12 protein-coding genes are annotated in these 13,208 nt (G+C 59.5%); 6 read left to right on the top strand and 6 right to left on the bottom strand.

The annotated features are described in order from the left end of the window. Positions 1–14: 14 nt before the first annotated feature. From Q1L34_RS18525 to Q1L34_RS18505, 5 genes are all read right to left on the bottom strand, one after another. The gene (locus Q1L34_RS18525) at positions 15–587 is read right to left on the bottom strand and encodes a peroxiredoxin (RefSeq protein ID WP_032716916.1); all 573 of its coding nucleotides are present in this window, start codon (positions 585–587) and stop codon (positions 15–17) included. Positions 588–777: 190 nt separating this feature from the next. Continuing rightward, positions 778–1,581 (bottom strand): anti-sigma factor family protein, encoded by an 804-nt coding sequence (locus tag Q1L34_RS18520; RefSeq protein WP_099144560.1) that lies wholly within the window; start codon positions 1,579–1,581, stop codon positions 778–780. After that, positions 1,578–2,129, bottom strand: a complete 552-nt coding sequence (locus Q1L34_RS18515; protein ID WP_071824637.1) for a sigma-70 family RNA polymerase sigma factor — start codon at positions 2,127–2,129, stop codon at positions 1,578–1,580. The genes Q1L34_RS18520 and Q1L34_RS18515 overlap by 4 nt, the downstream gene beginning before the upstream one ends. Next, positions 2,116–2,667, bottom strand: a complete 552-nt coding sequence (locus Q1L34_RS18510) for a tetratricopeptide repeat protein (protein ID WP_004859748.1) — start codon at positions 2,665–2,667, stop codon at positions 2,116–2,118. Before Q1L34_RS18510 ends, Q1L34_RS18515 begins: the two co-directional genes overlap by 14 nt. Before the next feature lie 292 nt (positions 2,668–2,959). Further along, positions 2,960–4,243 carry a putative acyl-CoA thioester hydrolase gene (locus tag Q1L34_RS18505; protein ID WP_075808797.1) on the bottom strand — a complete coding sequence of 428 codons (1,284 nt, stop codon included), beginning with the start codon at positions 4,241–4,243 and terminating at the stop codon, positions 2,960–2,962. Positions 4,244–4,493: 250 nt separating this feature from the next. On the opposite strand from Q1L34_RS18505, the gene hutI reads away from it, so the two are divergent. From hutI to Q1L34_RS18475, 6 genes are all read left to right on the top strand, one after another. Continuing rightward, on the top strand, positions 4,494–5,828 hold the full coding sequence (hutI, locus tag Q1L34_RS18500; protein ID WP_164489297.1) for an imidazolonepropionase: 1,335 nt from the start codon (positions 4,494–4,496) through the stop codon (positions 5,826–5,828). Further along, positions 5,825–6,781 (top strand): formimidoylglutamase, encoded by a 957-nt coding sequence (hutG, locus tag Q1L34_RS18495; protein WP_004859753.1) that lies wholly within the window; start codon positions 5,825–5,827, stop codon positions 6,779–6,781. The genes hutI and hutG overlap by 4 nt, the downstream gene beginning before the upstream one ends. Before the next feature lie 56 nt (positions 6,782–6,837). After that, entirely contained in the window at positions 6,838–7,563 is a 726-nt protein-coding gene (locus Q1L34_RS18490; protein WP_099144840.1) for a histidine utilization repressor, read from the top strand. A gap of 143 nt (positions 7,564–7,706) precedes the next feature. Continuing rightward, positions 7,707–9,392 (top strand): urocanate hydratase, encoded by a 1,686-nt coding sequence (gene hutU, locus Q1L34_RS18485; protein ID WP_032716926.1) that lies wholly within the window; start codon positions 7,707–7,709, stop codon positions 9,390–9,392. 1 nt (position 9,393) lies between these two features. Then, positions 9,394–10,926: a histidine ammonia-lyase gene (gene hutH, locus Q1L34_RS18480; protein ID WP_327204233.1), complete on the top strand. Its 1,533-nt coding sequence runs from the start codon at positions 9,394–9,396 to the stop codon at positions 10,924–10,926. 99 nt (positions 10,927–11,025) lie between these two features. Beyond that, complete coding sequence (locus Q1L34_RS18475) at positions 11,026–12,432, top strand: amino acid permease (protein WP_004859757.1); 1,407 nt, start codon at positions 11,026–11,028, stop codon at positions 12,430–12,432. A 247-nt stretch (positions 12,433–12,679) separates the two neighbouring features. Here Q1L34_RS18475 and Q1L34_RS18470 read toward each other — a convergent pair whose 3' ends face one another. Further along, the gene (locus tag Q1L34_RS18470) at positions 12,680–13,156 is read right to left on the bottom strand and encodes a kinase inhibitor (protein WP_004859758.1); all 477 of its coding nucleotides are present in this window, start codon (positions 13,154–13,156) and stop codon (positions 12,680–12,682) included. Positions 13,157–13,208 lie beyond the last annotated feature (52 nt).

Genomic DNA, 13,208 nt, shown 5'->3' with positions numbered 1-13,208 from the left:
GCTGGCCTCTTCGCTTAGTGGGTTTGCGGGTGGGCGGCGTCGTACTGCTTGACCGCGGCCAGGGTCTTCTCAATATGGGCATCCGGATTTCGATCGGTGTAGCTGAGCAGAATCGTGTTGTCCGGCGCAATGACAAATGAAGTCCGGTCAGAAACGGTCTTACCTTTCATCTCCATCAGCGTTTGATACTGCGCGGCGACTTTTGCCCCCGGATCCGCGGCGACGGCGAACTTATCGCGGCACTCCAGTTTAGAGAAATCGCTGACCTGATCGGTGTTACCGGCGGTGACGCCGATGACGGTAGCGCCCATTTTGTTGAATTCATCGGTGGCTTCGGCGAAAGCGTGGGCCTCAATGGTGCAGCCGGCGGTAAATGCCGCCGGGAAGAAATAGAGCACCACCGGCCCCTTTTGCAAAGCCTGCTGCAGGGAGAAGGCGATCGGTTTACCGGCTAAGGCGCCCTGCAGTTCGAAAGCAGGGGCTTTTGCGCCGACGGGCAGCGCCGCGCCGGCGTTAAACGCGGTGGCGGACAGGCCAAGCGCGACGGTCAGGGTCAAAGAACGAGCAAGGTTTTTCATCAGTTTCATTATTAGCTCCAGCGATGTCAGGGCGTTCTGGTCAGGTGACTCTGCTATACAGTTCGCCGGAGTGAGAAAGAAAGTTTCGCCGGGTGAAAAATATTTAGCGGCCGGATGCGATGGCCGACGGCAGTTCTCAGCGATGTTGAGCGAATCATCGCCCGCTATCGCCGGTCATCGCCCCGAAGGGCGACGTTGCCTATGACAGTAAGTCCTGCAGTTTGCGGGCGTTATCGTGCAATTGTGCGCGAGGATTGCGGCCAATCAGCACGAACTGATATCCGTTAGCGCGCCACCAGGCGAGGTTCATGTCGTGCCGCCGTTCCGCGACTATCCTGGTCTCGTTTTGCGGGCTGGCCGCAGAGATGCACAGCGCCATCGGCCCATACGCCGCGTGAATCCAGGCGATCTGCGCAATGGTGGTGCGCTCGTAACGCAGAATGCGCACCATTTTTAGCTCGGCGCCCGGCAGCGCAAGCTGCTGCGGGTTGAGCGCTAAACCGATATCTTCGGCGGTGCGCGTCAGGCCGCGCTGTAATATCGCCGGTGAACTGTCTATATCGAGCAGGGTTTCCGCGCTATACAGCGACATGTAACGGGCCTCGAGATCGCGAATGTTTTCGCTCTCATCAGGTTCGCCGGGAGCGGGACGAGCCAGATAGCCTAAGCCGCTGCCGATCAGTAAAAACGCGAGCGAGGCGGCAATCATGGCGCGGCGGCTAAAGGCCGGGGGAGGTGCAGCGCTGTCCGGCGCGGGCATTGCCGCCAGATGGGCATCAAGTCGGTTCTGCATGCGCGCGACGGGGGCCTGTTCCAGCAGCGGGGCAAACGCCTGCTGATAATTCCGCGGGATGCTCTTCAGTTCGGCGGTGCGCGCGGCCAGCTGCCGATCCTCTCTGAAGGCGGCTTCAAAGCGGAGAGCGTCGGGAGCGCTCATTTCGCCATCCAGCCAGGCAATAATGGCCTCATCGCCATAGGGCGGAGTAAAAAAGGATGATTTCACAGGCGTTTCTCCCTGGCTGCAGCGGCGGTAGCGGGCGTTTTTGCCAGCGTCGATCGCGCCGCCGCCAGCCGGCTCATCACCGTACCGATGGGGACCGATAGCGTATCGGCCGCCTCCTGATAGGTAAAACCTTCAACATAAACTAAAAACACCGCGTTGCGCTGGGCTTCCGGCAGGGCGCTGACCCGGCGCATAAGTTGCTGATACTGGCGATGATCTTCATTCATTTCGCGGTCGTCGGTGGCAAGCTGCGGGTCGTTTTCGACGAAGCCTTGCCCCATTCGGACGTGACGCGCCCGCAGCTCGGAAATCCAGATGGAGTGGAGAATGGTGAACAGCCACCGGTCGATGCGGGTGCCCGGCGTAAACTGCGCGCTCCGTTCGAGCGCGCGAACACAGGTTGACTGAACCAGCTCTTCGGCAATATCGCGATTGTGCGACAGAATCAGCCCGTAGCGCCAAAGACGGGCCAGATGTGCGGCAAGCTGTGAGCGAACGTCGCTGGTAGTAATTTTTTTACCCTCGCGGTGGGCTTCAGGATTCCGGATGTCCGTTAATGGCGGCCTGCAAATCGCGATACTCCTCGCAGCTTTGACCGCAAATTCCGGAAATCACTTTCAGCTGTTCCTGCGCCAGATCCCGGCGGCCTTTTACCATCCACGCTTCGCCAAGATATTCACGTGCTTTGGCGTAGTTGGGCTCAAGCGCCAGCGCGCGCTGATAATAGCCAATCCCTTCATCCGTCCGTCCGAGCTTACGGGTGGCATAGCCGCGGTAGTTCCAGGCTTCGGCGGTATTGCCGTTTTTCAGCGAATCCAGCAGGTTCAGTGCCGCCTGATATTGCCCTTTTTTCGCCAGATGATAGGCGTAGTTGGTTTTATCCTGATCGCTAAGACTGCTGGTTTTATCCGGGACGCACTGCTTGCTGACGCTGTCATATACCTGCCCGCTGGGGCAGTCCGGCGTTTTGCTCTGGGTGCTGTTATCGCCCATGGCGAATGACGGCGATGCATAGAACAAACATAGCAGTGCCGGGACCATTAAGCGGCGCGAAGCCGGCAGAATTGATGAGATAAGGGTGTTCATTTTTCGTCTCCAGGAGCAACGATGCGGGTAACCCGGCGGCCTCCCTGTCGGGGGGAACCGTGCCGGATGGCCGTTGTGTTCTTACAGAGAGTAAACGCATCAGCGGGGATATTTATTCGCCAGAAAACGCTATTTTTTGCACGCGCAAGAGAAGCGGCTGCGCTAGCGATGAATTGAGGAGGCGGAGCGGAGGAAAAAGCAGAAGAGTAAGTCGCGAAAGAGAACGTCGCTCAGAAAAAGAGAGGGAAAAAGAGAGAAAAAAGGGGGAGACGCGCTCCCCCCTCGTGAAGATTTACTGCTTCGGTTCGGCGACAACCACGCTGCCCACGCCGCGGTTATTGTATTCCCACATGCGGTTGAAGCTGCTGTCGTTGAGATTACGCTGCGGCACGCCCTTCGCATCTACGGCGCCGGTGTTACCGCTGAACGGGCGGCTGGAGATTGCCGCGTCGGCCCACGGTTTCGCCACGTTAAAGCCTTCATTGATGGCGCTGTCGCGGATTACCACCTGGCCACTGGTGGCGCTGTCGACATCGAGAGAGCGTCCCAGTTGCGCCACGCCGTCGCCGGAGGCGGTAAAGCGGCTGTTCACGGCCAGGAAGCCGTAGGTGACGCTTTTCAGCGTTGCCGGTGCAAAGACGTAGGCTTCTTTCTGGGTGCGTGAATTCACGACGCGGAAATCGGTGTTATCAAACACGACGGCACCGCGGCCGGAAACGATATCAACATCGCCTTCAATGTAGCTGTTGCTCACCAGGGTACGGGTCTGGCGATCGTTTTGCAGACGGTTCTGCACGCCGCTGTTGGTGACGAAGAAGGTGTTCTGGCGACCCAGAATGTTGACGTTGTTAATCTGGACCTGGTCGCCATCGCTGCGCAGCGCAACGGCCTGGTGAGTCCCGGCATCCACGCTGTCGCCGAGGTTGTTGGCGATGGTCAGGTTTTGCAACTGCAGACCATTGTTCTGCGACCAGAATACCGCTGAACACATCACGCCGACGGTGGCGGCGCGTTTGCTCTGGCAGCTGTCAAACATATACCACGCCGGTTTACCTGGCATATATTTACCGGCCGGGTTGACCAGGTGGCGCCAGGTGTTCACGTCCATCTCCGAGTCAATAGCCTGGCTGATTTTCACATCCAGCGGCTTCTCGCCGGTACCGTACAGCGTCAGCGCACCGGGTGCCGCAGGGACATAAACGGTACCCGTATATTCACCCGGCATAATCGCAATAAACTGACGACGATCGGAGTGGCGGGCGATAGCCGCATCAACCGCAGCCTGAATGGTGGTATGGGTCACGCCCTGAGCGCCCGCCGGGCCGACGACGAAGTCAGGCTGAGACGGTATGCTGATGGCCGCCGGGGTCCACGCCGCGGCGTTTGGATCCAGGGACTGGAAATAGCTTGCCGGCGTGAAGTTTTTCGCTTCATCAGCGGTCAACACAGGGCGAGAGGCGGTGCCCGGCGCAGTCTGCGTCGAGGGCTGTTGATCGGCAGGGGTTGAGCTACAGGCGGATAACGTCACGCCAAAAGCCAGTGCCAGCGTCAGGCGGGAAACTGAGAATGTGTTCATGTTGCTCCGGGCAAGAATCAATTAACAAGACCTGTCATTCTTCAGGCTGCCTCTCTGTTGGCGTATTTGTTGATTTCCGCCGCAAAGCAACCCGAATGATTTGGGGAGGGCATTATACAAAAAACATGCAAGCGGCGTCAGGCCGGCAAGGAATGAATTACGCGTATAACGTCCTTTAAAACCTGCTTTTTATACTAAGTCGAGCGAAACGGGAAGACGCTGCGCGAAAAAGTTCGCCTGAACCGGGCAGATGGCCGGAGCTTCGCCCGCGTCCGGTCACAAAAAAATAACAATTCCCTCTGCTTTTATTGACATTCCGCGTGGAATGAAAATAAATGTCTATACAACCCATGACAAGCTGACTGGTATGACTGAAGCCACCTCCGATCGCGTTATCTGGCGAAATGCCCGCCTCGCCACTCTCAACCCTGATGATTCGCAGCCTTACGGCCTGCGGGATGGTCATGCGCTGCTGGTTCGCAATGGCCGGATTGAAGCCATTGTGCCTGAAAATGAGGCCCCGGCCGGGCCGAGTATTGATCTTGGCGGCAGGCTGCTGACGCCGGGACTGATTGATTGCCACACCCATCTGGTCTTCGGCGGTAGTCGGGCGCAGGAGTGGGAGCAGCGTCTGAACGGCGTCTCCTACCAGACGATCAGTGCCAATGGCGGCGGCATTAACTCAACGGTGCGCGCCACCCGTGAAAGCAGCGAAGCGCAGCTGTTAGCGCTGGCTCAGCAGCGGCTGGAGCGACTGCTTCGCGAGGGAGTGACCACGCTTGAAATTAAATCCGGCTACGGGCTGGATCTGGAAAACGAGCGCAAAATGCTGCGCGTGGCGCGCCAGCTTGCGCAGAACAATGCGGTCGAGCTGTCGCCGACGCTGCTCTCCGCTCACGCCACGCCACCGGAATATAAAGACCGCCCGGACGCCTATATTACGCTGGTGTGTGAAACCCTGCTGCCGACGCTGTGGGAGGAGGGGCTGTTTGAAAGCGTTGATGTTTTCTGCGAAAACGTCGGCTTCAGCCCGCAGCAGACTGAACGCGTATTCCAGGCCGCGCAGGCCCGCGGTATTCCGGTCAGAGGGCATGTTGAACAGCTCTCTTCGCTGGGCGGCGCGCAGCTGGTGAGCCGTTATCAGGGGCTCTCGGCCGATCATATCGAATATTTAACGGAAGAGGGGGTTGCGGCGATGAGCCGCAGCGCGACGGTGGCGGTGCTGCTGCCCGGCGCGTTCTATTTCCTCAATGAAACCCGCAAACCCCCGGTCGAGCTGCTGCGTCAGTATCAGGTGCCGATGGCGGTGGCGACGGATTACAATCCGGGTACCAGCCCCTTTGCCAGCCTGCATCTGGCGATGAACATGGCCTGCGTCAAATTTGGCTTAACTCCGCAAGAGGCGTGGGCGGGCGTGACGCGTCATGCCGCGCAGGCGCTGGGGCGCCAGAATAGCCACGGCCAGCTGGCGGCGGGGTTTGTTGCCGATTTTGCTATCTGGGATGCTGAACATCCGGTTGAAATGGTCTATGAACCGGGGCGGAGCCCGCTCTGGCATCGCGTTGTGCGAGGAGAAATGCAATGACATTGTGGCAACCGACCCCCGCCGATATCTGGCAAGGGCGTGACGACAGCGCGGAAGCCGCCAATGCGCTGCGCCTGTTTCAGACTATCGTGCGGGCCGAACGTTTTGCACCACAGGCGTTACCGGGGGATATTGCCCTGCTGGGGTTTGCCTGCGATGAAGGCGTTCGCCGTAACCGCGGACGTACCGGGGCCGAAAAGGGGCCGGAAACGCTACGCCGGGCGCTGGCGAATATGGCCAGCCACAGCGGCCACGAGCGCTGTGTCGATATGGGCACCATCGGCGTCGCCGGTGAAGGGCTGGAGACCGCCCAGCAGGCGCTGCGCGAAGCGGTGGCCGCCTGCCTGCGCGCAGGCAAACGCACGCTGGTTCTCGGCGGCGGGCATGAGACGGCATTCGGTCATGGCGCGGGAGTGCTCGACGCTTTCCCCGGAGAGAAGGTCGGGATCATTAACCTCGATGCGCACCTGGATTTGCGCATCGCTGAGCAGGCCAGCTCCGGTACGCCGTTCCGCCAGCTGGCGCTGGAGTGCGACGCGCAGCAGCGCGGCTTTCACTATACCTGTATCGGCGCCAGCCGTGCGGCGAACACCCAGGCGCTGTGGGATGAAGCGGCGCGTCGCGAGGTGCGGGTCGTGGAGGATTTGGACGTTCTGCAGGCCTATGATCAGCAGGTTGCGCCGGAAATCGCGCGTAATATTGCCCTCTACGACAGGCTCTATTTGACCATCGATCTGGATGTGCTGCCGGCGCGCGAAATGCCGGCGGTCTCGGCGCCTGCGGCGCTGGGCATTCCGCTGGCGATCCTGCTGCGCATCGTTGAACCGTTATGCCGCAGCGGAAAACTGCAGGCGGTGGATCTGGTGGAGTTTAATCCGCAGTTTGACATTGACAGCCAGGGGGCCCGTGCGGCGGCCCGGCTGGCATGGCAAATCGCCCATTGGTGGCGCTGACGATTCAGTATATTCTGACCGTTTCGCCGCCCATTGAGTATAAGGAAAGTCAGGCTATGTTTTCACAGCAATCTCGAACCGCGCCTGCCCCGTTTTATGAAAAGGTGAAGCAGGCGATCAGCGAAAAGATTCAGCGCGGCGTCTGGCGTCCCCACGACCGCATTCCTTCCGAGGCGGAACTGGTGGCCCAGTTTGGTTTCAGTCGCATGACGATCAATCGGGCGCTGCGTGAACTCACGGATGAAGGTTTACTGGTACGTTTGCAGGGTGTCGGTACCTTTGTCGCGGAGCCGAAAGGGCAGTCGGCGCTGTTTGAAGTGCGGAGCATCGCCGACGAGATTATCTCCCGTCGCCATCAGCACCGCTGCGAGGTGCTGCTGCTGGAAGAGACCGAAGCCGATCTTATCCAGTCGGCTGCGCTGAATGTCGCCGAAGGAACGCGGATTTTTCACTCTCTGATGGTGCATTTTGAAAACGACATTCCGGTACAGATTGAAGACCGCTGCGTCAATGCGGCGGTGGTGCCGGCGTATTTACATCAGGACTATACCGTCACCACACCGCATGATTACCTGTCGCTGATTGCGCCGTTAACCGAAGGCGAGCACATCGTCGAAGCGGTACAGGCCAGCGCCAAAGAGTGCGAACTGCTGCATATCCATGCCCACGATCCTTGCCTGCTGATCCGGCGCCGTACCTGGTCTACCACGCATATTGTTTCCCACGCCCGTCTTCTGTTCCCGGGTAGCCGCTACCGGCTGCAGGGCCACTTCACTTCCTGACAATCGTCTGCGTCGGCAAAAGCGTGATTGCTGACGCAATATAACAAAATTGTATCATTTCTGTTAAATCCTGGCTTGCGTAGAGTTGTATAGACAAGTATATGTATCTACGTAAACAACGTTAATTGTCAGGAGAAACCCCGATGTCGCAAAGCAAATATCGCCAGCAAGACGTACGTGCACCGCGAGGCACGACGTTGAATGCCAGGAGCTGGTTGACCGAAGCACCGCTGCGTATGTTAATGAACAACCTCGATCCCGATGTTGCCGAGAACCCACATGAGCTGGTGGTCTACGGCGGTATTGGTCGCGCGGCGCGTAACTGGGAATGCTATGACGCTATCGTGAAGGCGCTGAAAAACCTGGAAAGCGATGAGACGCTGCTGGTGCAGTCCGGTAAGCCGGTTGGCGTATTTAAAACCCATGAAAATTCACCGCGCGTACTGATTGCCAACTCCAACCTGGTCCCGCACTGGGCGACCTGGGAACATTTCAATGAGCTGGATGCAAAAGGTCTGGCGATGTACGGCCAGATGACCGCGGGCAGCTGGATCTATATCGGTAGCCAGGGCATCGTGCAGGGCACCTACGAAACGTTCGTCGAAGCCGGACGTCAGCACTATCAGGGCAGCCTGAAGGGGCGCTGGGTCCTCACCGCCGGTCTGGGCGGTATGGGCGGCGCACAGCCGCTGGCGGCGACCCTGGCAGGCGCCTGCTCGCTGAATATCGAATGTCAGCAGAGCCGGATCGATTTCCGTCTGCGTACCCGCTACGTTGACGAGCAGGCCACCTCGCTGGATGACGCGCTGGCCCGCATCAAGAAATACACCGCCGAAGGCCGGGCTATCTCTATCGCTCTGTGCGGCAATGCCGCCGATATCGTGCCGGAGATGGTGAAGCGCGGCGTGCGCCCGGATATGGTCACCGACCAGACCAGCGCCCACGATCCGCTGCATGGCTATCTGCCGAAAGGCTGGACCTGGGAAGAGTATCAGGCGAAAGCTGAATCCGACCCGCAGGGGACGATTCTGGCGGCCAAGCGTTCGATGGCCGACCATGTTCAGGCGATGCTGGCCTTCAACGAAATGGGCGTACCGACCTTCGACTACGGCAACAATATCCGCCAGATGGCGCAGGAGATGGGCGTCGACAATGCGTTCGACTTCCCGGGTTTTGTCCCGGCCTATATTCGCCCGCTGTTCTGCCGCGGCATCGGTCCGTTCCGCTGGGTGGCCCTCTCCGGCGATCCGCAGGATATCTACAAAACCGACGCCAAAGTGAAAGAGATCATCAAAGATGATCAGCATCTGCACCACTGGCTGGATATGGCGCGTGAGCGTATTAGCTTCCAGGGACTGCCGGCGCGTATTTGCTGGGTGGGGCTGGAGTGGCGCCAGAAGCTGGGGCTGGCCTTTAACGAAATGGTCCGCAGCGGTGAAGTGTCTGCGCCGATCGTCATTGGTCGTGACCACCTTGACTCTGGCTCGGTTGCCAGCCCGAACCGCGAAACTGAATCCATGCGTGATGGCTCCGATGCCGTCTCCGACTGGCCGCTGCTGAACGCCTTACTCAATACCGCCAGCGGCGCGACCTGGGTGTCGCTGCATCACGGTGGTGGCGTCGGGATGGGCTTCTCGCAGCACTCCGGGATGGTTATCGTCTGTGACGGTACCGACGAAGCGGCCGCGCGTATTGCCCGCGTGCTGCATAACGATCCGGCGACCGGGGTGATGCGTCACGCCGATGCGGGTTACGACATCGCGATTGAGTGCGCGGCGGAACAAGGACTGAATCTTCCTATGGTGGCAGCAACGCAGGGGCAACGCTGAGATGAAAAACTTAACTCTGATTCCAGGTCAACTGAGTCTGGCGCAGCTACGCGAGGTGTTCCAGCATCCGCTGACCATCACTCTCGACGAGCAGGCTTTTGCCGCTATTAACGAGAGCGTCGCCTGCGTCAACGCCATTCTGGCCGAAGGACGCACCGCTTACGGCATTAACACCGGTTTTGGCCTGCTGGCGTCAACGCGGATCTCCACGGACGATCTGGAAAACCTGCAGCGTTCTCTGGTGCTGTCTCATGCGGCGGGCATTGGTGAGCCGCTGGATGATGCCATGGCACGTCTGATTATGGTGCTGAAGATTAACAGCCTTTCCCGCGGCTTCTCCGGGATTCGTCTGAGCGTCATTCAGGCGCTGATTCAACTGGTGAATAAAGGCGTCACGCCGTGGATCCCGGCTAAAGGTTCCGTCGGCGCATCCGGTGACCTGGCGCCGCTGGCGCACATGTCCCTGACGTTGCTGGGTGAGGGGAAAGCCCGCGTCGACGGCGAGTGGATGCCGGCGCTGCAGGCGTTGAAAAAAGTGGGTCTCGAGCCGATTACCCTGGCGGCGAAAGAGGGGCTGGCGCTGCTGAACGGTACTCAGGCATCGACGGCGTTTGCGCTGCGCGGCCTGTTTGACGCGGAAGATCTGTTTGCTTCCGCGGTGGTATGCGGCGCGCTCACCACCGAAGCGGCGCTGGGATCGCGTCGTCCGTTTGATTCGCGTATTCACGAAGCGCGCGGCCAGCGCGGGCAGATTGACGCTGCGGCGCTGTATCGCCATGTGCTGACCGACAGCAGCGAGATTTCGCAGTCGCATCACAACTGTAGCAAAGTGCAGGACCCGTACTCTCTGCGCTGTCAGCCGCAGGTGATGGGCGCCTGTCTGACCCAGATTCGCCAGGCCGCGGAAGTCCTGCTGATTGAGGCCAATGCGGTGTCGGATAACCCGCTGGTCTTCGCCGCCGAGAATGAAGTGATCTCCGGCGGTAACTTCCACGCCGAACCGGTAGCGATGGCGGCGGATAACATTGCGCTGGCGATTGCCGAAATCGGTTCGCTGTCCGAGCGTCGTATTGCGCTGATGATGGACAGTCATATGTCGCAGCTGCCGCCTTTCCTTGTGAAAAATGGCGGCGTCAACTCCGGCTTTATGATTGCGCAGGTGACCGCTGCGGCGTTAGCCAGTGAGAACAAAGCGCTGGCGCACCCGCACAGCGTTGATAGCCTGCCGACGTCGGCAAACCAGGAAGATCACGTCTCGATGGCGCCGGCTGCCGGTCGTCGTCTGTGGGCGATGGCGGAAAACACCCGCGGCGTGCTGGCCGTGGAGTGGCTGGCCGCCGTCCAGGGGCTGGATATGCGCGAAGGGCTGGCCAGCAGTCCGCTGCTGGAAGAGGCGCGTCATCTGCTGCGCGAGCGGGTTTCGCATTACACCCAGGATCGCTTCTTCGCCCCGGATATCGATAACGCTATTGAGCTTCTGGCAGCGCGCCACCTGACGCGACTGCTCCCTGCCGTCTTGTCTGGTCAGATCTGACCCTCGTTGTTTTCTGTACCCGTGTCGGGGGGATAAGCTCCCCCCGGCCGTCCTACACGCATATTTGTCGTCATACAAAAATTATCAGGACACTTGCATATGCAACAACAACCACAATCGCCACAAAAGCCCCACCTGCTGCGCGGGCTGAATGCCCGACATATTCGCTTCATCGCGCTCGGTTCCGCCATTGGTACCGGGCTGTTTTATGGTTCTGCCGCCGCCATTAAGGCCGCGGGACCGGCGGTTCTGCTGGCCTATCTGATCGGCGGCGCGGCGGTATTTATCGTCATGCGTGCGCTGGGCGAAATGGCGGTACGCAACCCCGTTTCCGGCTCCTTCGGCAGCTATGCCCGCCAGTATCTCGGGCCGCTGGCCGGGTTTATCACCGGCTGGACCTATACCTTTGAGATGGTGATTGTCGCCCTGGCGGATGTCACCGCGTTTGGTATCTATATGGGGCTCTGGTACCCGGATGTGCCGCGCTGGATTTGGGTACTGAGTATTATCTTCTTCATCGGCGCGATGAACTTGTGCCACGTGCGCATTTTCGGCGAGATGGAGTTCTGGCTGTCGCTGATTAAAGTGGTGGCGATTATTGCGATGATCGTCGCCGGCGGCAGCATTATTTTCTTCGGCTTTGGTCATGCCTTCCCGGCGACGGGGCTGGAAAACCTGTGGAGCCACGGCGGGTTCGCGCCGAACGGCTGGCAGGGAATTGTTGCGTCGCTGGGTATTGTGATGTTTGCCTTTGGCGGCGTCGAAATTATCGGCGTGACCGCGGCGGAAGCGCAGAACCCGAAGAAAGTGATTCCGCAGGCAATTAATACCATCCCGCTGCGTATCGTGCTGTTCTATGTCTGCACGCTGGCGATCCTGATGGCCATTTTCCCGTGGAACAGCTTTGGCGAGCAGGGCAGCCCGTTCGTGCTTATTTTTAGCGGCCTGGGGATTCCGGCGGCGGCGACAATCCTCAATATCATCGTGATCAGCGCCAGTATTTCAGCCATCAATAGCGATATTTTTGGCGCCGGTCGCATGATGTACGGCATGGCAAAAGAGGGGATGGCGCCGAAAAGCTTCCAGCGAATCGCCAGCAACGGCGTGCCGTGGATGACGGTAGTGGTGATGGGCGTGGCGCTGCTGGTGGCGGTAGTGCTGAACTATCTGATGCCGGAACAGGTCTTTGTGCTGATTGCCTCCCTGGCGGCATTTGCAACGGTATGGGTCTGGCTGATGATCCTGCTGGCTCATTTCGCCATGCGTCGCGGTTTGTCGGCAGAAGAACGTCGCCAGATTGCGTTCCCGGTGCCGTTCTGGCCGGTTGCGCCGCTGCTGACCCTGCTGTTTATGGGACTGGTGATTGCGGTGCTCGGGATGGTGGAGGAGACGCGGATTGCGCTGATCGCCGGTCTGGTCTGGCTTGGGCTGCTGACGATTATCTGGTATGCGAAAGTCAAAAAAACCGTGCGGATGCCGGTGGCTGAGCAGTCATCTTCGAGCTGAATGAGTCCCCGGTGGCGCTGCGCTTACCGGGGCTACAAGGGGTTGTCAGGTATTTCGGGTGGGCGTAATTCGCGCCCCTGGGGGCTCCCCCGGTGGCGCTGCGCTTACCGGGGCTACAAAGGGGCTGTCAGGTATCCCGGGTGGCGTAATTCGCGCCCCGGGCCAGGTTTACCGGGCCACAAAGGGGGTGTCAGGTCGCCCGGATAAGGCGTAAGCCGCTATCCGGGGAGGGACTGACGGGAGAAAGTCAGATAAACAGGGCGGTGATGGATGCGCTGCCCAACGAATGAAAATGGACGTTAAAGCCTACCATCGCACCGCTTGCCCCTTCATCGACCTCGATCTTCTCGACATCCAGCGCATGCACCGTAAAGATGTAGCGATGGCTTTCCCCTTTTGGCGGCGCCGCGCCGCCGTAGCCGGGGAGGCCGAAATCGGTGCGGGTCTGGATTGCGCTGGCCGGCAGCGGGGCCAGACCGGAGCCGGCTCCCTGCGGTAGTTCGCGCGTTTCCGCCGGTAGATTGGCGACCAGCCAGTGCCACCAGCCGGAGCCGGTGGGCGCATCGGGATCGTAACAGGTCACCACAAAGCTTTTAGTTCCGTCAGGCACCTCGTCCCACGCCAGATGCGGCGAGATATTATCGCCATCGTAGCCCATGCCGTTAAATACATGGCGGTGGGGCAATTTCCCGCCATCCTGCAGATCGTGACTGATTAGGTTCATGCCGTCTCGTCTCCTCTGGGATAATCAACTGATTAACAAAGAAGTGTAGTCC

It is taken from the genome of Klebsiella ornithinolytica (genome assembly GCF_030505655.1).
Classification (GTDB): Bacteria; Pseudomonadota; Gammaproteobacteria; order Enterobacterales; family Enterobacteriaceae; genus Klebsiella; species Klebsiella ornithinolytica.
The sequence above is the reverse complement of the archived record's forward strand: the minus strand, read 5'-3'. Positions and strand labels throughout refer to the sequence as shown.